The following is a 19,837-nucleotide window of genomic DNA, read 5'->3' on the forward strand; positions in this document are numbered from 1 at the left end:
CAGCGTTTCGGAGGATCTGATGCCCGACTTTCACTGGACCCTCGCCGAGGACGGCATCGCCACCATCACCTGGGACGTTCCCGGCCGCTCGATGAACGTGATGACCTTCGAGGGGCTGGCCGAGCTTGACGCGCTGATCGACCGCGCGCTTGGCGACACGACGGTGCGCGGTTTGATCCTGACCTCGGGCAAGGCCGATTTCGCCGGCGGCATGGACCTGTCGGCGCTGGCGCGGATGCGGGCCGAGGCCGGCGACGACCCGGCGCGCGGCCTGTTCGAGGGGCTGATGCGCGTGCATGGCCTGCTGCGCCGGATCGAGCGGGCGGGGATGGACCCGAAGACGCTGAAGGGCGGCAAGCCGATCGTCGCCGCGCTGCCCGGCACCGGGCTCGGCCTCGGGCTGGAGCTGCCGCTCGCCTGCCACCGCATCATCGCCGCCGACCGCCCGGGGGCGAAGATCGGCCTGCCCGAGATCAAGGTCGGCCTGTTCCCCGGCGCCGGCGGCACCACGCGGCTCGCGCGCAAGCTCGGCCCGATGGCCGCGGCGCCGGTGCTGCTCGAGGGCCGGCTGAGCGACCCGAAGGCCGCCAGGGCGATGGGCCTGATCGACGAGGTCGCCGCCCCCGACGACCTTCTCGCCCGCGCCCGCGACTGGATCCTGTCGGCCTCGCAGGACGACCTGGTCAAGCCCTGGGACCGCAAGGGCTTCAGATATCCCGGCGGCGCCCCCTACAGCGCGCAGGGCTTCATGACCTTCACCGGCGCCGCGGCGATGGTGCAGGGCCGCACCGCCGGGCGCTATCCGGCGGCCGAGGCGATGCTGGCCGCGATCTACGAAGGGGCGCTGGTGCCCTTCGACACCGCGCTGAGGATCGAGGCGCGCCAGTTCACCTCGGTGCTGATCGACCCGACCGCGGGCGCGATGATCCGCAGCCTGTTCATCGACAAGGGCGCGCTCGAGAAGGGCGCGAACCGGCCCGAGGCGCCGCCGCTGCCGGTCGCGCGGCTGGGCGTCGTCGGCGCGGGGATGATGGGCGCGGGCATCGCCCATGTCGCCGCCCGCGCCGGGATCGAGGTCACGCTGCTCGACCGCGACGGCGCCGCCGCCGACAAGGGCCGCGCCCATGCCGAGACCGCGCTCGCCCGCGACGTGGCGCGCGGCAAGCTCACGCCCGCCGAGCGCGACGCGATCCTCGCCCGCATCGCCCCCGCGACCGATCCCGCCGCGCTGGCGGACTGCGACCTGGTGATCGAGGCGGTGTTCGAGGACCCCGCCGTCAAGGCCGAGGTCACTGCCCGCATCGCCGCCGTCCTGCCCGCGGGCGCGCATCTCGCCACCAACACCTCGACCCTGCCGGTCTCCGGGCTGGCTCGCGCCTTCCCCGACCCCGCGCGCTTCCTCGGCATCCACTTCTTCTCGCCGGTCGAGAAGATGGCGCTGGTCGAGATCATCCGCGGCCGCGACACCGGCGATGCCGCCGTCGCCCGCGCGCTGGATTTCGTGCGCCAGATCCGCAAGACCCCGATCGTGGTCAACGACGCGCGGTTCTTCTACGCCAACCGCTGCATCATCCCCTACCTGAACGAAGGCATCCGCATGCTGGCCGAGGGCGTGGCCCCGGCGCTGGTCGAAAACGCCGCCCGCCTCGCCGGGATGCCGGTCGGCCCGCTGCAACTGATCGACGAGGTCTCGCTCGACCTCGGCACCCGCATCGCCGCCGCCACCCGCGCGGCGATGGGACCGGCCTATCCCGACGCGCCGGTCGACGCGGTGATCTTTCCGATGGTCGAGGCCGGCCGCCTTGGCCGCAAGGCCGGCGCGGGCTTCTACGACTATGACGGCGGCAAGCGCCTCGGGCTCTGGCCCGGCCTCGCCACGGCGCATCCGCCCCGCCCCGACCAGCCCGCCCTGCCCGAGGTCCAGTCCCGCCTGCTCTACATCCAGGCGCTCGAGGCCGTGCGCGCGCTGGACGAGGGCGTGCTCACCGACCCGCGCGAGGGCGATGTCGGTGCCATCCTCGGCTGGGGCTTCGCGCCCTGGTCCGGCGGCCCGTTCAGCTGGCTCGACCGCATCGGCGCCCCCGCCGCCCGCGCCGCCGCCGAGGATCTCGCCGCCCGCCACGGCCCCCGCTTCGCCCCGCCCGAGGGGCTTCTGCGCCGCGCCGCCGCCGCCGGCCTGTTCCGCGCCGCCTGACCCTGCCCCTCGACTTTGCCGAAATATCCCGGGGGTGAGGGCGAAGCCCGAGGGGGCAGCGCCCCCTTGGCGCCGCCTAATGCCCCCCGGCGCCCCCCGGATGCCCCCCGGTGCCCCCCGGTGTCTCCTTGCGCCCCCCGGCCGCCGGTGACGTCCCGTCACGCCGCAGGCCATCCCTTTCCCCCGCCCGCCCGGCGCGCCAGATTCCCGCCCAGGGATCACCCCGCGCGCGGGGTCGCAGAGGCGCAGGAGGGATGCGATGGGCTGGCTTTCCGACGAGACGGGCCTGGGCAAATGCGCCGCAAACCACGTGCCGCTGACGCCGCTCAGCCACCTGGCCCGTGCCGCCGACATCCACGCGACCCGCACCGCGCTGGTCTACGGCGACCGGCGCTGGAGCTATGCCGACTACCACGCCCGCGTCTCGCGCCTCGCCTCGGCGCTGGCGGCGCATGGCATCCGCCCCGGCGACGTGGTGGCCACGCTGATCCCCAACCTGCCCGCCCAGTGCGAGGCGCATTTCGGCGTGCCCGCCTGCGGCGCGGTGCTGAACACGATCAACACCCGGCTCGACAGCGACACCGTGGCCTGGATCCTCGGCCATGCTGGCGCGCGGATCCTGCTGGTCGACGCGGGCGCCCTGCCCCTGGCCGAGGCCGCTATCAGGGCGATGCCCGGCCCGGGCCCGAAGATCGTCGAGGTCGCGGACCCGGTCGCGGGCCTGCCCGCCTCGGGCCGGCATCTCGACTACGAGGCGCTGCTGGCCGAGGGCGATCCCGACGCGCCCTGGCAGATGCCCGAAGACGAATGGGAAAGCATCGGGCTGTCTTATACCTCGGGCACGACGGGGCGGCCGAAGGGCGTGGTGATCCACCACCGCGGCGCCTATCTCGCGGGGCTGCAGAACGCGATCGGCTGGCGGATGCAGCTGTACCCGGTCTACCTGACCATCGTGCCGCTGTTTCACTGCAACGGCTGGACCCATCCCTGGATGATCCCGGCCTTCGGCGGCACCGTGGTGTGCTGCCGCGACGTGACCGCCCGCGCGATCTACGACGCGATCGCCGATCACGGCGTCACCCATTTCGGCGGCGCCCCGATCGTGCTGAACGCGCTGATCAACGCGCCCGAGGGCGACCGGCGCCGCTTCGACCACGTGGTCGAAGTCTTCACCGCCGGCGCCCCGCCCCCCGCCGCGACCCTCGCCGCGATCGAGCCGCTGGGCTTCAACGTGACCCAGGTCTACGGCCTGACCGAGGTCTACGGGCCCGCGACGGAATGCCTCTGGCCGCCGGAGTGGGACGGGATCACCGGCGAAGCGCGCGCCGCGCTCAAGGCCCGCACCGGCGTCGCCATGGCGCTGATCGAGAAGGTCGCGGTGCTGGACGAGACCGGCGCCGAGGTGCCCCGCGACGGCCGCCACCTGGGCGAGATCGGGATCCGCGGCAACGGGGTGATGAAGGGCTACTACCGCAACCCCGAGGCCACGGCCGAGGCGTTCCGCAACGGCTATTTCATGACCGGCGACATCGCCTTCCGCCACGAGGACGGCTACGTCAAGATCACCGACCGCGCCAAGGACATCATCATCTCGGGCGGCGAGAACGTCAGCTCGGTCGAGGTCGAGGGCGCGCTGTGCCACCACCCGGCGGTCAACCTCGCCGCGGTCGTGGCCAAGCCCGACGAGCGCTGGGGCGAGGTGCCCTGCGCCTTCGTCGAGCTGAAGCCCGGCGCGACCGCGACCGAGGACGAGCTGATCGCCTTCGCCCGCGCCCGGCTGGCGGGGTTCAAGACCCCGAAGCGGGTGGTGTTCTGCGAGCTGCCCAAGACATCGACCGGCAAGATCCAGAAGTTCGAACTGCGCGCGGTGGCGAAACTGATGGACCAACCGGTGAAATAGGCCGGCAAATGACGCCTTCGCCGGGCCGGGCCGATTGCCCTGCCCCCCCGCCCCCGTTATCGTCGGCCGAAACGTGCCGGCCCGCGGCGCCGCGCCAGGAGAGCCCCGCCGCCGATGACGGCCCTTGCAGAATACCAGCGTCTCGAATGCCCCGCGCTGTGGCGCGAGCGCAGCGGGGACCAGCGCCGCCCGGTCGTCGTCGCGCTTGGCGACGCCACGCTGGTGATCACCGACGACCGCTCGGGCCGGCCGCTGGCGCATTGGTCGCTGCCCGCGATCCGGCGGGTGAACCCCGGCGAGATCCCGGCGCTCTACGCCCCCGGCGAGGGCGAGGACGAGACGCTCGAGATCGACGAGACCGCGATGGTCGCCGCGCTCGACAAGGTGCGCAGCCTGATCCTGGCGCGCCGCCCGCATCCCGGGCGGCTGCGCGGCACGCTGATGGCGGCGGGCGCGGCGCTGGTGGCGGGGCTCGCGGTGTTCTGGCTGCCCGGCGCCATGGTCCGCCACACCGCGCAGGTGCTGCCCTTCTCGACCCGCGAGGAGATCGGCGAGGATCTCGTCGCCGACCTGTCGCGGCTGACCGGCAGCCCCTGCGCGACGCCGCAGGGCACTGCCGCGCTGACGCGCCTGGGGCAACGGCTGGGCCTGCCGGGCGAGCCGCTGCACATCCTGGTGGTGCGCGACGGCGTCTCGGGCGCGCTGCACCTGCCGGGGCGCACCGTCGTCGTCTCGCGCCGGCTTCTAGACCGCTACGAGACGCCCGAGGTGCTGGCCGGCTACATCCTGGCCGAAAGGCTGCGCGCCGAGGCCGACGACCCGGTGCGCGCCGCGCTCGACTGGGCGGGCCTCGGCCCGACGTTCAAGCTGCTGACCACGGGCGAGCTGCCGGTCTCGGCCACCACGGGCTATACCGAGCACCTGCTGACCGAGCCGCCGGTCCCGGTCGACCCCGAGGCGCTCGCCACCCGGTTCAACGTGCTCAAGGTCGTCTCGGGCCCCTATGCCCGCACCATCGACGCGACCGGCGAGTCGGTGCTGCCGCTGATCGAGACCGACCCCGGCGCCGTCGGCCTGTGGGAGCCGGTGCTGACCGACAGCGACTGGGTCTCGCTCCAGCAGATCTGCGACTGACGCGGCCGCGGCACGGCCCCCGGAAAGGGTCGGCCCCGCCTCCTTGCGGAAGCGGGGCCCTTCACTGCCCGATGTTTCCCCCGGTTAACCCCTTGTCGGCGCCTACCTGACGAAGGCGTCGCGATATCCCCTTGCCCGCAGCGCGCCCAGCGCCGCGCCGGCCTGCCCCGGTGCCAGCGGCCCGGCCAGCACCACCTGCACCGGCCGGCCGTTCAGCCGGCCCTCGGCCCGCGCCACCGGCAGGCCCGCCGCGGCGATCCGGTCCGCGGCGCGGTCGGCATTGCTGCCGACGGCGAAGGTGCCGACCTGGACGAAGCGCCCGCGGACCGCCCCGCCCGCAGCCGCGACCGGTTCCGAGATCGGCGCCCTGGCCTGTCCCTTGACCGAGACCCGCGCCCGCGGCTCGACCACGTACAGCAGCGGCGGCGGCGCGCTCGGCTGCGGCTTGCCCCGCATCGGCACGTCGTCGGTCCAGACCCGGCCCATCGCCCGCGCCCCGGCCTCGGTGCCGCGACCGCGCAGCGGGTTCAGCCGCCCGTCGCTCCAGGCCGGCTTGTAGCCCGGCGGCACGATCATCGGCTGCGAGCCGCGCACCCCCTGCTGGTAGGCGCTCGGCAGGGCCGCGCAGCGCAGCTGGGTGTTGCCGTCGCGCAGCGTCACCTCGCGCAGCACCGGCTGGCCCCGCGGGCAGACCACCCGCCCCAGCGCGTCGCGCCGCGCGGGCGAGGTCGCATCGGCCGGCGGCACCGCCGTCGCATGGGCCGCCACGGGTTTGGCCCGGCGGACCCGGGCGGGCGCCGCCGTCACCGCCACCGGCGCCACGACCGCCACCGGAGCAGGCGCGGGAACGGGGGCAGCAGCAGGCCCGGCCTCGGGCATCATGACCACGGGTTCGGGCGCGGCCTGCGACCCGGCCACCACCACCGCGACCGGGGCGGCGGGCGCGGCGACGACCGGCGGCACTTCGGCCTGCACCAGCGGCCGCGCGCACAGCGGCTGCCGGTCCAGGCCCATCACCGGCGCCCAGGTCACCTTCCCCGCCACCGTGGCGCGCTGAAAGGCGCAGCCGGCGCTGTCGACGAAGCGGTTGCCCGCAAAGCCCGGCGGCGGCGTCTCGGCCGGGGCCGCAAGGCCCGCGCCGGGTGGCAGCGCGACCCCTGTGGCCACCAGCAGCGCCAGTGCCGAAGCGATGGTTCTCGTGAACGTCAAAACCTGCCCCCCCGGGTAGATTGCAAGGATCATGCCGGGAATCAGCGGCCCGAGTAAAGGATTATCGCACCTTATTTGGTGCCGAACATCCGGTCACCCGCATCCCCTAGGCCGGGCACAATATATCCATGGTCATTCAGGCATTCATCCACAGCCGCGGTGACGATCGGGACGTCGGGATGGGCCTCGCGCATCCGCGCCACGCCCTCGGGCGCGGCCAGCAGGCACAGGAAGCGGATGTTCTTGGCGCCCTTCTCCTTCATCAGGTCGACCGCCGCGACCGAGGAATTGCCGGTGGCCAGCATCGGGTCGACCAGGATCGTCAGCCGGTCCTCCAACTCTGCGGGGACCTTGCAGTAGTACTGCACCGGCTGCAGCGTCTCGGGGTCGCGGTAGAGGCCGACGAAGCCGACCCGCGCCGCCGGCACCAGCTCCAGCACCCCGTCCAGCAGCCCGTTGCCGGCCCGCAGGATCGAGATCAGCGCCAGCTTCTTGCCGTCCAGCACCGGTGCCTGCATCTTCTGCAGCGGCGTCTCGATCTCGGTCGTGGTCATCTCCAGGCCGCGCGTGACCTCATAGGCGAGCAGCAGGCTGATCTCGCGCAGCAGGCGGCGGAACCCCGCGGTCGAGGTCTCCTTGTCGCGCATCAGCGTCAGCTTGTGCTGCACCAGCGGGTGGGTGACGACGGTCAGATGCTCGAGCATCGGAAAGCTCCCTGCTTGGATGTTTCCCCTTCCCTAGCGCGGCTTGCGCGCCTGCGCAAAGCGCTCAGGCGTCGCCGATGCGTTTGATCAGCGCCGCGCGGGTCTGCGGGTCGCAGAACGCCGCCTCGGCGGCGGTGCGGTTGAGGCTGCGAAACACCCCCTCGTCCCAGTCGAAGGCCTCGGCCAGCCGGTCGTATTCGCGCGCCATCGTCGTGTGGAAGAACGGCGGGTCGTCCGTCGAGACGGTAAGCTTCACGCCGCGGTGGTGCAGCTGCCCGATCGGGTGGCGGCGCCAGCCCGGGTAGATCCCCAGCGCGATGTTCGACCCCGGGCAGACCTCGAGCACGATGCCACGCTCGGCCAGCTCGTCCACCAGCGCCAGATCCTCGATCGCGCGCACGCCGTGGCCGATGCGGCTGACCCCCAGCGTCAGCGCGTCGCGGATCGACTGCGGCCCGCCCCATTCGCCGGCGTGGCAGGTCAGGCCCAGCCCGGCCTCGCGCGCGCAGTCGAAGCCCCAGGCGAAATCCTGCGGCGCCAGCACGTCCTCGGCCCCCGCCAGCCCGAAGCCGGTGACGAAGGCGCCCGCGGTCTCGGCGGCGCAGATCGCGGCCGGCTTCGCGCGGTCGGGGCCGAAGTGGCGGATCGCGGTGACGACGGCGCGCAGGATGGGTCCGCCCTGCGCCTCGACGGCCGCCGCCGCCTCCTGCATCGCCGCGAGATGGTCGCGCCAGGCGCCAAGATCGCCGCCGCCGCAGAAATCGGGCGACAGGAAGGTTTCGGTGTAGATCACGCCACTTGCGGCGCTTTCCTCAAGCACCGCCCGCACCAGCCGGGCATAGTCCGCGGGCGTGGTCAGCACCGAGGTCGCCGCCTCGTAGACCTTCAGGAACTCGGCGAAATCGCGATAGCGATAGGCCCCGCGCTCGTCGAAGATGCCCGAGATGTCGATCTTCTTCTCGGCCGCGAGGCCACGGATGAAGGCGGGCGGCGCCGCCCCCTCGAGATGCAGGTGCAGTTCGAGTTTCGGGATCTCGGTCACAGGAAGCTTTTCCCCTCGCCCATCGGCGGCAGGTCGAGATGCGCGGCGAGGCTTGCCGCGACATCGGTGAAGGCGACGGTGCCGATCGGCCGGGCACCCGCGCCCCAGCCCAGCACCGGCACCCGCTCGCGCGTGTGGTCGGTGCCGGCAAAGCTGGGGTCGTTGCCGTGATCGGCGGTGAACAGGACGAGATCGCCCGGGCCAAGCCGCTCGATCAGCCGCCCCGCGATGGTGTCGAACCATTCCAGCGCCCGGGCATAGCCGGCGATGTCGCGGCGGTGACCCCAGAGGCTGTCAAACTCGACAAAGTTCGCAAAAGTCAAAGACCCGGGCTCGGCCTCGGTGGCCAGCCGCAGCAGATGTTCGGAAAGGTCAAGGTCCGAGCCACCCTTGTGCAGCGCGTCGATCCCGCGCATCGAGAAGATGTCGCCGATCTTGCCCACAGCATGCGTCGCCCGCCCCGCCGCGGCGGCCCGGTCGAGGATCGTCACCCCGGGGCAGTCCAGCGCGTAGTCGCGCCGGTTCGCGGTGCGCACGAAGGCGCCCTCGGCGCCGGTGAAGGGCCGCGCGATCACCCGGCCGACGCGCATCGCGTGCACGCGGGGCGCGATCGCGGCACAAAGCGCCAGCAGCCGGTCGAGCCCGAAGGCCTCCTCGTGCGCGGCGATCTGCAGCACGCTGTCGCTCGAGGTGTAGCAGATCGGGCGGCCGGTGCGCAGGTGCTCGGCCCCCAGCCGGGCGATGACCTCGGTGCCCGAGGCGTGGCAGTCGCCAAGGATGCCGTCGGTGCCCGCCTGCGCGGCGATGGCGGCCGACAGATCGGGCGGAAAGGCCGGTACCGTCTCGGGAAACACCGTCCAGGCCCAGGGCAGCGGCACGCCCGCCAGCTCCCAGTGCCCGGTCGGCGTGTCCTTGCCCGGCGACACCTCGGTCGCCGCGCCCCACAGGCCCCGCGGCGCGGCGCCAAGCCCCGGCATCGCCGCGCCCGAGGCCGCGTGCACCGCCGCCGACAGCCCCAGCCCGTCCAGCACCGGCAGCGCGAGCGGCCCGCTGCGCCCCGCCTCGGCCCGCCCGGCGGCACAGGCCGCGGCGATATGGGCCAGCGTGTTGGCGCCGGTGTCGGGCACCGCGCCGTTGAAGAAGGCCCCGGCATCGGGCGCGCCGCCGCAGCCGACGCTGTCCATCACGATCAGGAAGGCGCGCGGCATCAGCCGACCCGGTCGTGGATCAGCGGCGGCTCCTCGGGCGCGGCATCGCCAAGCCCGTAGGCCGCGCGCACCTCGGCCACGGCGCGCTCGGCCTCGGCCTCGGACGCGGCATGGACGAAGGCCAGCGGCAGGTCGGGCGAGACGCGCTCGCCCACCATCGCCAGCTCGGCCAGCCCCACCGAGGGGTTGATCCGGTCGCCCTCGCGCAGGCGCCCGCCGCCAAGGCGCACCACCGCATGCCCCAGCGCCTCGCCGTCGATCGAGGTGACGAAGCCCTCGCGCCCCGCCCGCACCTCGCGCACGACGCGCGCCGCCGGCAGCCGGTCGGGATAGCGCTCGACGAAATCCGACGGGCCGCCCAGCGCCGCGACCATCTCGCCGAAGATCTCGGCGGCATGGCCGGTCTCGATCGCGTCCTCGATCCGCTCGGCCCCCTCGTCGGCATCCGCGGCCAGCCCCGCCAGCGCCAGCGCCTCGCCCCCGAGCGCCGCCGTGAGGTCGAAGAGCGACTGGTTGACCGCGTCCCCGGTCAGCGTCTCCATCACCTCGATCAGCTCGAGCGCGTTGCCCGCCGCCGACCCGAGCGGCTGGCTCATGTCGGTGACCAGCGCCGCGGTCATGCAGCCCGCGCCCTGCGCCGTCTCGACCAGCGCCCGCGCCAGCGCCATGCCGTCCTCCATCGTCTTCATGAAGGCGCCCGAGCCGACCTTCACGTCCAGCACCAGCGCCTCGAGCCCGGCGGCGAGCTTCTTCGACAGGATCGACGCGGTGATCAGGTCGAGGCTCTCGACCGTGCCGGTGACATCGCGGATCGCGTAGAGGCGGCGGTCGGCCGGCGCGATCTCGGCGCTGGCGCCGACGATGGCGCAGCGGAAGTCGCGCACCAGGCGCTGCAGCTCCTCGGCGGCGACATCGCAGCGATAGCCGGGGATCGCCTCGAGCTTGTCGAGCGTGCCGCCGGTGTGGCCGAGGCCGCGGCCCGAGATCATCGGCACGTAGGCGCCGCAGGCGGCGAGCGCGGGGGCCAGCAGCAGCGACACGGAATCGCCGATGCCGCCGGTCGAATGCTTGTCGACGACCGGCCCCGGCAGGTCCCAGTCCAGCACCGCGCCGGAATCGCGCATCGCCCGCGTCAGCGCCACCCGCCCCGGCGCATCGAGCCCGCGCAGCCGGACCGCCATCGCGAAGGCGCCGGCCTGCGCATCCGTGACCCCGCCCGAGGCCAGGCCGCGCGCGAACCATTGCGCCTCGTCGGCGCGCAGGCCCAGCCCGTCGCGCAGCCGGCCGATGACGCCGCGCGCCTCGATGCCGCGGGCGCCGTCAGCCATCGGCGGGCTCCATGTGCGCCCGGCCGAACGAGCCCGGCAGCAGCGCCCCCACCGTGGTCTCGAACAGCTGGCCCGCGGTGGTGGCGAGCGTCACCTTCGCGTCGGGCCCGGCGAATTCGGCAAGCTTCTGGCGGCAGCCGCCGCAGGGCGGCACCGGGCTGGGGCTGTCGGCGATGACGAAGGCCTCGACAAAGGCGGTCTCGCCGGCCGCGACCATCGCCGCGATGGCGCCGGCCTCGGCGCAGGTGCCCTCGGGATAGGCGACGTTCTCGACGTTGCAGCCGACATGGACCGCGCCCGAGGCGGTCCTCAGCGCCGCGCCGACCTTGAAGTTGGAATAGGGCGCATAGGCGCGCTCCCTGACCGCGGTGGCGGCGTCCTTCAGCATGGGGTCCTCCGGAGGGTGGCTGACGCCCGAGTCTGCGCCGGGGCGCGGGGGGTTGCAAGGTGGGGCGAAGGAGGGGGCGCCGCCCCCTCGGGCCTGCGGCCCTCACCCCCGGGATATTTGAGCAAAGTCGAAGGCAGTTTCGACTTTGTCCAAATATCCCCGCCGGAGGCGCAGCTTTCCGCCCGTGCGCGGCCGGGCCGCCGCGGGACACGGGGCTTTCACTTGCGCCACGGGGTTCAAGGGCGTAATCCGGGGCCAAGCGGCGGGCAGATGGTTGACCATTAAACTATCGTCCGCGACCGCAGCCGCATGGAGGCAGAGATGGACGAGAAGTTGACGGCCGAGGCACGGGCCGAGCAGGCCCGGCTGGACGCGCTGCGCTATCACGAGTTCCCCAAGCCCGGAAAGCTCGAGGTCCGCGCGACCAAGCCGCTTGCCAATGGCCGCGACCTGAGCCTTGCCTACAGCCCCGGCGTCGCCGAGGCCTGCCTCGAGATCAAGGCCGACCCGACCGCCGCCGCGCGCTATACCAGCCGCGGGAACCTTGTGGCCGTGGTGTCGAACGGCACCGCGGTGCTGGGCCTGGGCAACATCGGGCCGCTCGCCTCGAAGCCGGTGATGGAGGGCAAGGCCGTCCTCTTCAAGAAATTCGCCAACATCGACTGCTTCGACATCGAGATCGCCGAGACCGACCCGGTGAAGCTGGCCGAGATCGTCTGCGCGCTCGAGCCCTCGTTCGGGGCGATCAACCTCGAGGACATCAAGGCCCCCGACTGCTTCGTGGTCGAGGAGCTGTGCCGCCAGAAGATGCGCATCCCGGTCTTCCACGACGACCAGCACGGCACCGCCATCGTCGTCGGCGCCGCCGCGACCAACGCGCTGCGGATCGCGGGCAAGCGCTTCGAGGACGTCAAGATCGTCTCGACCGGTGGCGGGGCCGCCGGCATCGCCTGCCTCAACATGCTGCTCAAGCTGGGCGTCAAGCGCGAGAACGTGTGGCTGTGCGACCTGCACGGCCTCGTGCACGAGGGCCGCAACGAGGACATGACGCCGCAGAAGGCGGAGTATGCGCAAGGGACCGAGGCGAAGACGCTCGCCGAGGTGATCGAGGGCGCGGACATGTTCCTGGGCCTGTCGGGCCCGGGCGTGCTGAAGCCCGAGATGGTCGCGAAGATGTCGCGCCAGCCGATCATCTTCGCGCTCGCGAACCCCACGCCCGAGATCCAGCCCGATCTCGCGCGCGAGGTCGCGCCCGACGCGATCATCTGCACCGGCCGGTCGGACTATCCGAACCAGGTCAACAACGTGCTGTGCTTCCCCTTCATCTTCCGCGGCGCGCTCGACGTCGGCGCGATCACGATCAACGACGAGATGAAGATCGCCTGCATCGAGGGGATCGCGGCGCTCGCGCGCACCACGACCTCGGCCGAGGCGGCGGCGGCCTATTCGGGCGAAAAGCTGAGCTTCGGCCCCGACTATCTGATCCCGAAGCCCTTCGACCCCCGCCTGATGGGCGTCGTCGCCAGCGCCGTCGCCAAGGCCGCGATGGAGACCGGCGTCGCCGAGCGCCCGGTCGAGGACATCGCCGCCTACAAGCAGAAGCTTGACGGCTCGGTCTTCCGCTCGGCGCTGTTCATGCGCCCGGTGTTCGAGGCCTCGGCCCAGGCCGAGCGGCGCATCGTCTTCGCCGAGGGCGAGGACGAGCGCGTGCTGCGCGCCGCCAACGCGATGATCGAGGAGACGACCGACAAGCCGATCCTGATCGGCCGCCCGGACGTCATCGCCATGCGCGCCGAGCGCGCCGGCCTCGCGATCCGGCCCGACCGCGACTTCGACATCGTCAACCCCGAGAGCGACGCGCGCTACCGCGACTATTGGGAGACCTACCATGCGCTGCTGGCGCGCCAGGGCGTGACGCCCGACAGCGCGCGCGCGATCATGCGCACCAACACCACCGCCATCGGCGCGGTGATGGTCCACCGCGGCGAGGCCGACAGCCTGATCTGCGGCACCTTCGGGCAGTACCTGTGGCACCTGAACTACGTCCGCCAGATCCTCGCGCGCGACAAGCTGCACCCGGTGGGCGCGCTGAGCATGATGATTCTGGAAGACGGCCCGCTGTTCATCGCCGACACCCACATCCACGCCGAGCCCACGCCCGAGCAGATCGCCGAGACCGCGATCGGCGCCGCGCGCCACGTGCGCCGCTTCGGCATGGCGCCCAAGGTGGCGCTCTGCTCGCATTCGCAGTTCGGCAACCTCGAGATCTCGTCGGGCCTGCGGATGCGCGCCGCGCTCGAGATCCTCGACGCGCGCGAGGCCGATTTCGCCTACGAGGGCGAGATGCATATCGACGCGGCGCTGGACCAGGGCCTGCGCGACCGGATCTTCCCGGGCTCGCGCTTCCAGGGGCCGGCAAACGTGCTGGTCTTCGCCAACAGCGACGCGGCCTCGGGCGTGCGCAACATCCTGAAGATGAAGGCGGGTGGGCTGGAAGTCGGGCCGATCCTGATGGGCATGGGCAACAAGGCCCACATCGTCACCCCGTCGATCACCGCGCGCGGCCTTTTGAACATGTCGGCGATCGCCGGCACCCCGGTCGCCCATTACGGCTGAGCCGCCGCGCCCGTCCCCGGCGCCCGCTGCAAAACATTTGCACGGGCGCCGGGAAAATTTTGCAAATTATTCTGCCGCGTGATCGGTAACATCGTTGCGCCGCCCCTGCCCCGCCGCCTAACCTCGGCACCGGGAGAGAGGGAGGAGCCGCGATGCGCTACGCAGAGCTTTATGCCGGCTGGAAGGCCGACCCCGAGGCGTTCTGGATGCAGGCCGCCGGGGCCATCGACTGGGTCACGCCACCGTCGAAGGCGCTGAGCGACGCGCAGGCGCCGATCTACGAATGGTTCGCCGATGCCGAGGTGAACACCTGCTGGAACTGCGTCGACCGCCATGTCGAAGCCGGCCGCGGCGACCAGGTGGCGATCATCCACGACAGCCCCGTCACCCGCGCGACCAAGGGCATCACCTATGCGGAGCTGCAGGCGCGCGTGGCCTCGCTCGCCGGCGCGCTGCGGGCGAAGGGCGTCGAGAAGGGCGACCGGGTCATCATCTACATGCCGATGATCCCCGAGGCGCTCGAGGCGATGCTGGCCTGCGCGCGGCTGGGCGCGATCCACTCGGTGGTCTTCGGCGGTTTCGCCGCGCACGAGCTGGCGGTGCGGATCGACGACTGCACGCCCAAGGCGATCATCGCCGCCTCCTGCGGGATAGAGCCGGGGCGCATCGTGCCCTACAAGCCGCTGATCGACGCCGCGATCGAGGCCGCGGCCCACAAGCCGGACTTCTGCGTGATCTTCCAGCGCGAACAGCAGGTCGCCCGCCTCGTGCCGGGCCGCGACCACGCCTGGCACAGCTTCCAGTATGGGGTCGCGCCGGCGGACTGCGTGCCGGTCGCGGGCAACCACCCGGCCTACATCCTCTATACCTCTGGCACCACGGGCCAGCCCAAGGGCGTGGTGCGCCACACCGCCGGCCACCTGGTGGCGCTGGCCTGGACCATGCCCAACATCTACCGCATCAACGCCGGCGACGTGTTCTGGGCGGCCTCGGACGTTGGCTGGGTCGTGGGCCACAGCTACATCTGCTATGGCCCGCTGATCGCCGGCGCGACGACGATCGTGTTCGAGGGCAAGCCGGTGGGCACGCCGGACGCCGGCACCTTCTGGCGCGTGATCCAGAATCATAAAGTGAAGTCGTTCTTCACCGCCCCCACAGCGATCCGCGCGATCAAGCGCGAGGACCCGGCCGGGATCCTGTCGCGCGACTACAACCTGCGCTCGCTCACCGCGCTGTATCTCGCGGGCGAACGCGCCGACCCCGACACGATCACCTGGGCCCGGCAGATCCTGGACGTGCCGGTGGTCGACCACTGGTGGCAGACCGAGACCGGCTGGGCGATCGCCGCCAACCCGATGGGGATCGAGCCGCTGCCGGTCAAGCTCGGCTCGCCCACCGTGGCGATGCCCGGCTACGACATCGCGGTGCTGGACGAGGGCGGCCACCCGGTCGCGCGCGGCGAGCTGGGCGCGATCGCGATCCGGCTGCCGCTGCCGCCCGGCACCCTGCCGGGGCTGTGGAACGCCGAGGCGCGCTATCGCAAGTCCTATCTCGAGCGGTTCCCGGGATATTACGAGACCGGCGATGCCGGCTATGTCGACGAGGATGGATACCTCTACATCATGGCGCGCACCGATGACGTGATCAACGTCGCCGGGCACCGGCTGTCGACCGGCGCGATGGAAGAGGTGCTTTCCGGCCATCCCGACGTGGCCGAATGCGCGGTGATCGGGGTGTCGGACGCGCTGAAGGGGCAGCTGCCGCTGGGCTTCCTGTGCCTGAAGAAGGGCATCAACACCCCGCCCGACCAGGTGGTGCGCGACTGCGTCAAGCGGGTGCGCGACCAGATCGGCCCCGTCGCGGCCTTCAAGCTGGCGGTGGTGGTCGACCGGCTGCCGAAGACGCGGTCGGGCAAGATCCTGCGCGCGACGATGGCCAAGATCGCCGACGGCCAGCCCTTCAAGATGCCCGCCACCATCGACGATCCCGCGATCCTCGACGAGATCGCCGCGGCGCTGAAGGGCATGGGCTATCCGGTGGCGGCCTGAGCGCGCCGCCCTTGGCGCGCCCGTGGCCTTCGCCTAATCTTGGCGTCATGAAGCGCAGGTCCGTACCGAGTCGAGGCCAGGATATGCAGGCCGGAGTCGCCCGATGACGGGCCCGATGCGTCATGCGCCCACGCCGCGCGTCGCCGCCGATCCCGGCCGCGGCGCCGGCCCCGGCCGCATCCTGCTGGTCGAGGACATCCCCTCGCTGCGCCAGCTTTACGAGGCGATCCTGCAATCGGGCGGCCACGCGGTGGAAAGCGTCGGCAGCGCGGCCGCGGCGCGCGAGTCGATCCGCCGGCGCACGCCGCTGCTGACGCTGCTCGACCTGTCGCTGCCCGACGCCCGCGGCCTGGGCCTGCTGCGCGAGATGATCGCGGCGATGCCGGCGGTGCCGGTGCTGGTGATCACCGCCGAGACATCGGCCCGGGTCTCGGTCGAGGCGCTGCGCGCGGGCGCGCAGGATTTCCTGGTCAAGCCCTTCGACGACATGCGCCTGCTCGACGCGATCGAGGCCGCGCTGGGCGGACGCCAGGCCGAGGCCAAGCCGCAGCGCACGCCGATGCGCCTGCCCGAGCTGATCGCCGCCTCGCCCGCGATGCAGCCGCTGCTGGACGCGCTGCCGATGCTGGGCCGCGCGCAGCAGCCGGTGCTGATCACCGGCGAAAGCGGCACCGGCAAGACCCTGATCGCGGCCACGATCCACGCCCGTTCGGGCGATGGCCAGCCGATGATCGCGATCGACTGCGCCGATCCCGACGCGCTCGAGATCCTCGCCGCGGCGCTGCCGTCCGACCCGGCGCCGGCCGACGGCCCGCCGCGGACGCTGCTGCTGGAAAACCTCGACGAGGCGCTGCCGGCGCTGCAGACCCGGCTGCTGCAGATCTCGGCCGGCGAGCCGTTCCCGGGCGCGCCCTACGGCGGCGGCGCCCCGTTCCGCATCATCGCCACCGCCGGCCCCGCCCTGCGCGCCGCGCTTGATGACGGGCGCCTGCGCGAGGATCTGTATTACCGGCTGAACGTGCTGCCGCTGTCGCTGCCGCCGCTGCGCGAGCGCGGCGAGGACATCCTGGCGATCGCCGAGGCCTGCCTGGCGCGGGCCCTGCGCGAACGCGGGCGCGGGCCGCGCCGGATCTCGGCCGAAGCGCGCGAGGTGTTCCTGCGCTATCCCTGGCCGGGAAACCTGCGCGAACTGGTGGCGCTGGTGCTGCGCTCGGCCACCTTCCACGACGCGCCCGAGCTGGGCCTGCAGCACCTGCCCGAGGCGATGGTCTCGCCCCCCGCCCCGCCGGTGCCGCCCGCGCCCGAGCCGCCGCCGCTCGAGGCCGCGGTCGCCGCACTGGTCGGCCTGCCGATGACCGAGATCGAGCGCCGGGTGATCGAGGCGACAATCGCCCATGCCAACGGCTCGGTCACCCGCGCGGCGCGGATCCTCGACGTCGCGCCCTCGACGCTCTACCGAAAGATCGAGGCGTGGTCGCGGCCGGAAAAGCCGCAGGCGGCGGCGGCGGACTGACGCCGTCGCCGCACCCCGAGATCCCGCTCTCGACCTGGCGCCTGCGCTAGGGCCGCCCCGGCGATCCCCGGCAGCCCCGGCGATCCTGGCTTCGGGTCAGACGAACTGTTCGCGCGTCAGCCGCTCTTCCAGCCCGTGGCCGGGATCGAACAGGATCCGGTGGCGGATCGCGCGCTCGGTCGTGACCTCGACCCAGGCGACGTCGCGCACAGAGTGGCGGCTGTCGCCATCGGCCATCACCGGGCGCTTGGCCTGCTCGAGCACGTCGAAGCGCACCAGCGCCGCGCGCGGCAGGATCGCGCCGCGCCAGCGCCGCGGCCGGAACGCCGCCATCGCCGTCAGCGCCAGCACGTCCGAGCCGATCGGCAGGATCGGCCCGTGCGCCGAATAGTTGTAGGCGGTGGACCCGGCCGGGGTCGAGACCAGCGCCCCGTCGCAGACCAGCTCCTCCATCCGCACCTTGCCGTCGACGCTGACCCGCAGCTTGGCGGCCTGCGGTCCGGCGCGCAGCAGCGCCACCTCGTTGATCGCCAGCGACTCGTGCAGCCCGCCGGCGGTGTCGCCGACGCGCATCCGCAGCGGATGGATCACTTCCTCCTCGGCCTCGGCCAGCCGGTCGGCAAGGTCATGCTCGAGATACTCGTTCATCAGGAAGCCGATGGTGCCGCAGTTCATGCCGTAGACCGGCCGGTCGAAGGCTTCGGTCGCGTGCAGGGTCTGCAGCATGAAGCCGTCGCCGCCGAGCGCCACGATCACGTCGGCGACCTCGGGCTCGGCCTGGCCATAGCGGGCGGTCAGCCGCGCCAGCGCCTGGCGCGCGACCTCGGCTTCCGAGGCGAGAAAGGCGATGCGCCGGGGTCGGATGTTCACGTCGGTCTGGCTCCGGCAGTCTGGGTCGCGCACCGGGCCCGCACACCGGGCCCCGGGGCGACCTTTCCGCGCGCGGGCGGGAAACTCAAGCCCCCGTCCTGCCCCGTGTCCTGCCTCGTGTCCCGCCCCGTGTCCGATCTCGTGTCCCGCCCCGTGTCCGATCTCGTGTCGGGCCGCTCTCCCGCCCCCGCGATGCGCCGCTGCCGCAGCCTGCGCGGTTAGCGTCGGATTCCGGCCTTCCCGCACCCCCGCCTTTGGGCTATGGACCGGGGCAATTCCTTCGCCATCCAGTCAGGGAGAGCGCCATGAACGCCCCGCAACGCGACGCCGGTTTCTTCACCGAAAGCCTCGCCGACCGCGATCCCGAGATCTTCGGCTCGATCACCGACGAACTCGGCCGCCAGCGCGACGAGATCGAGCTGATCGCGTCCGAGAACATCGTCTCGCTCGCCGTCCTGCAGGCGCAGGGCTCGATCATGACCAACAAGTACGCCGAGGGTTACCCGGGCAAGCGCTACTACGGCGGCTGCCAGTACGTCGACGTGGCCGAGACCCTCGCGATCGAGCGTGCCAAGGAACTCTTCGGCTGCGACTTCGCCAACGTCCAGCCGAACTCGGGCAGCCAGATGAACCAGGCGGTGTTCCTGGCGCTGCTGCAGCCGGGCGACACCTTCATGGGGCTCGATCTGAACTCGGGCGGCCACCTCACCCACGGCTCGCCGGTGAACATGTCGGGCAAGTGGTTCAACGTCGTCTCCTACGGCGTGCGCCAGCAGGACGAACTGCTGGACATGGAGGCGATCCGCGAGAGCGCGCTTCAGCACAAGCCCAAGCTGATCGTCGCCGGCGGCACCGCCTACAGCCGGATCTGGGACTGGGAAGCCTTCCGCAAGATCGCGGACGAGGTCGGCGCCTACCTGATGGTCGACATGGCCCATATCGCGGGCCTCGTGGCCGGCGGCCAGCACCCCTCGCCGCTGCCCCATGCCCATGTCGTGACCACCACCACGCACAAGTCGCTGCGCGGCCCCCGTGGCGGCATGATCCTGACCAACGACGCCGAGATCGCGAAAAAGATCAACTCGGCGGTCTTCCCGGGCCTGCAGGGCGGGCCGCTGATGCACGTGATCGCCGCCAAGGCCGTGGCCTTCGGCGAAGCGCTGAAGCCGGGCTTCAAGGACTACGCCGCGCAGATCGTCAAGAACGCCAAGGCGATGGCGGACGAGCTGATGAAGGGCGGGATCAACATCGTCTCGGGCGGCACCGACAACCACCTGATGCTCGCGGACCTGCGGCCCAAGGGCGTGACCGGCAAGGCGACCGAGGCGGCGCTCGGTCGCGCGCACATCACCTGCAACAAGAACGGCGTGCCCTTCGACCCGGAAAAGCCCTTCGTGACCTCCGGCATCCGCCTCGGCACCCCGGCCGGCACCACCCGCGGCTTCACCGAGGAAGAGTTCCGCCAGATCGCGCGCTGGATCACCGAGGTCGTCGACGGCCTTGCCGCCAACGGTGAGGCCGGCAATGCCGAGGTCGAGGCCAAGGTCGCCTCCGAAGTGAAGGCGCTCTGCGCCCGCTTCCCGATGTACCCGACGCTCTGAAGACAAGGCCGGGGGCGCTGCCCCCGGACCCCCGGGATATTTGGACAAAGTCGAAAGGGCGGAGGCAGGCGCTTCTGCCCTT

General features: G+C 72.2%; 14 protein-coding genes. 7 read left to right on the forward strand and 7 right to left on the reverse strand.

Going from position 1 to position 19,837, the window contains the following annotated elements:
* Nucleotides 1–19: 19 nt before the first annotated feature.
* From V8J39_RS07390 to V8J39_RS07400, 3 genes are all read left to right on the forward strand, one after another.
* Nucleotides 20–2,194 carry an FAD-dependent oxidoreductase gene (locus tag V8J39_RS07390; protein ID WP_336460253.1) on the forward strand — a complete coding sequence of 725 codons (2,175 nt, stop codon included), beginning with the start codon at nucleotides 20–22 and terminating at the stop codon, nucleotides 2,192–2,194.
* A 259-nt stretch (nucleotides 2,195–2,453) separates the two neighbouring features.
* Nucleotides 2,454–4,094, forward strand: a complete 1,641-nt coding sequence (locus V8J39_RS07395; protein ID WP_336460254.1) for an AMP-binding protein — start codon at nucleotides 2,454–2,456, stop codon at nucleotides 4,092–4,094.
* A gap of 114 nt (nucleotides 4,095–4,208) precedes the next feature.
* Nucleotides 4,209–5,228, forward strand: coding sequence for a hypothetical protein (locus V8J39_RS07400; protein WP_336460255.1), 1,020 nt, complete (start codon nucleotides 4,209–4,211; stop codon nucleotides 5,226–5,228).
* 102 nt (nucleotides 5,229–5,330) lie between these two features.
* On the opposite strand, the gene V8J39_RS07405 is transcribed toward V8J39_RS07400, so the two are convergent.
* The 6 genes from V8J39_RS07405 to V8J39_RS07430 form a co-directional block, all read right to left on the reverse strand.
* Nucleotides 5,331–6,437, reverse strand: a complete 1,107-nt coding sequence (locus V8J39_RS07405; protein WP_336460256.1) for an SPOR domain-containing protein — start codon at nucleotides 6,435–6,437, stop codon at nucleotides 5,331–5,333.
* Nucleotides 6,438–6,508: 71 nt separating this feature from the next.
* Complete coding sequence (gene upp / locus V8J39_RS07410) at nucleotides 6,509–7,141, reverse strand: uracil phosphoribosyltransferase (protein ID WP_336460257.1); 633 nt, start codon at nucleotides 7,139–7,141, stop codon at nucleotides 6,509–6,511.
* 64 nt (nucleotides 7,142–7,205) lie between these two features.
* A complete protein-coding gene (locus V8J39_RS07415; protein ID WP_336460258.1) occupies nucleotides 7,206–8,183 on the reverse strand; it encodes an adenosine deaminase in 978 nt (325 codons plus the stop codon).
* Nucleotides 8,180–9,391: a phosphopentomutase gene (locus V8J39_RS07420; protein WP_336460259.1), complete on the reverse strand. Its 1,212-nt coding sequence runs from the start codon at nucleotides 9,389–9,391 to the stop codon at nucleotides 8,180–8,182. The genes V8J39_RS07415 and V8J39_RS07420 overlap by 4 nt, the downstream gene beginning before the upstream one ends.
* On the reverse strand, nucleotides 9,391–10,698 hold the full coding sequence (locus tag V8J39_RS07425; protein WP_336461173.1) for a thymidine phosphorylase: 1,308 nt from the start codon (nucleotides 10,696–10,698) through the stop codon (nucleotides 9,391–9,393). The genes V8J39_RS07420 and V8J39_RS07425 overlap by 1 nt, the downstream gene beginning before the upstream one ends.
* A 13-nt stretch (nucleotides 10,699–10,711) precedes the next feature.
* Nucleotides 10,712–11,107 (reverse strand): cytidine deaminase, encoded by a 396-nt coding sequence (locus tag V8J39_RS07430; protein WP_336460260.1) that lies wholly within the window; start codon nucleotides 11,105–11,107, stop codon nucleotides 10,712–10,714.
* A 321-nt stretch (nucleotides 11,108–11,428) separates the two neighbouring features.
* Here V8J39_RS07430 and V8J39_RS07435 point away from each other — a divergent pair, with 321 nt between their 5' ends.
* The 3 genes from V8J39_RS07435 (at nucleotide 11,429) to V8J39_RS07445 (ending at nucleotide 17,284) form a co-directional block, all read left to right on the forward strand.
* The gene (locus V8J39_RS07435; RefSeq protein WP_336460261.1) at nucleotides 11,429–13,723 is read left to right on the forward strand and encodes an NADP-dependent malic enzyme; all 2,295 of its coding nucleotides are present in this window, start codon (nucleotides 11,429–11,431) and stop codon (nucleotides 13,721–13,723) included.
* A 152-nt stretch (nucleotides 13,724–13,875) separates the two neighbouring features.
* Entirely contained in the window at nucleotides 13,876–15,771 is a 1,896-nt protein-coding gene (locus V8J39_RS07440) for a propionyl-CoA synthetase (protein ID WP_336460262.1), read from the forward strand.
* Nucleotides 15,772–15,874: 103 nt separating this feature from the next.
* Nucleotides 15,875–17,284, forward strand: a complete 1,410-nt coding sequence (locus V8J39_RS07445; RefSeq protein WP_336460263.1) for a sigma-54-dependent transcriptional regulator — start codon at nucleotides 15,875–15,877, stop codon at nucleotides 17,282–17,284.
* A 96-nt stretch (nucleotides 17,285–17,380) separates the two neighbouring features.
* Here the strand turns inward: V8J39_RS07445 and V8J39_RS07450 are convergent, their stop codons facing one another.
* Nucleotides 17,381–18,148, reverse strand: a complete 768-nt coding sequence (locus V8J39_RS07450; RefSeq protein WP_336461174.1) for an NAD kinase — start codon at nucleotides 18,146–18,148, stop codon at nucleotides 17,381–17,383.
* 311 nt (nucleotides 18,149–18,459) lie between these two features.
* Between V8J39_RS07450 and glyA the strand changes: the two genes are divergently transcribed.
* The gene (gene glyA / locus V8J39_RS07455; RefSeq protein ID WP_336460264.1) at nucleotides 18,460–19,755 is read left to right on the forward strand and encodes a serine hydroxymethyltransferase; all 1,296 of its coding nucleotides are present in this window, start codon (nucleotides 18,460–18,462) and stop codon (nucleotides 19,753–19,755) included.
* The last annotated feature ends 82 nt before the right edge of the window (nucleotides 19,756–19,837 follow it).

The organism is Frigidibacter sp. MR17.24 (genome assembly GCF_037095655.1).
Classification (GTDB): domain Bacteria; phylum Pseudomonadota; class Alphaproteobacteria; order Rhodobacterales; family Rhodobacteraceae; genus Frigidibacter.

Excerpts from the sequence above, each read along its gene's own strand:
- V8J39_RS07390 (WP_336460253.1), top strand. The coding sequence starts at position 20 with ATGCCCGACTTTCACTGGACCCTCGCCGAGGACGGCATCGCCACCATC.
- V8J39_RS07395 (WP_336460254.1), top strand. The coding sequence starts at position 2,454 with ATGGGCTGGCTTTCCGACGAGACGGGCCTGGGCAAATGCGCCGCAAAC.
- V8J39_RS07400 (WP_336460255.1), top strand. The coding sequence starts at position 4,209 with ATGACGGCCCTTGCAGAATACCAGCGTCTCGAATGCCCCGCGCTGTGG.
- upp (WP_336460257.1), bottom strand. The coding sequence starts at position 7,141 with ATGCTCGAGCATCTGACCGTCGTCACCCACCCGCTGGTGCAGCACAAG.
- V8J39_RS07420 (WP_336460259.1), bottom strand. The coding sequence starts at position 9,391 with ATGCCGCGCGCCTTCCTGATCGTGATGGACAGCGTCGGCTGCGGCGGC.
- V8J39_RS07430 (WP_336460260.1), bottom strand. The coding sequence starts at position 11,107 with ATGCTGAAGGACGCCGCCACCGCGGTCAGGGAGCGCGCCTATGCGCCC.
- V8J39_RS07435 (WP_336460261.1), top strand. The coding sequence starts at position 11,429 with ATGGACGAGAAGTTGACGGCCGAGGCACGGGCCGAGCAGGCCCGGCTG.
- V8J39_RS07440 (WP_336460262.1), top strand. The coding sequence starts at position 13,876 with ATGCGCTACGCAGAGCTTTATGCCGGCTGGAAGGCCGACCCCGAGGCG.
- V8J39_RS07445 (WP_336460263.1), top strand. The coding sequence starts at position 15,875 with ATGACGGGCCCGATGCGTCATGCGCCCACGCCGCGCGTCGCCGCCGAT.
- glyA (WP_336460264.1), top strand. The coding sequence starts at position 18,460 with ATGAACGCCCCGCAACGCGACGCCGGTTTCTTCACCGAAAGCCTCGCC.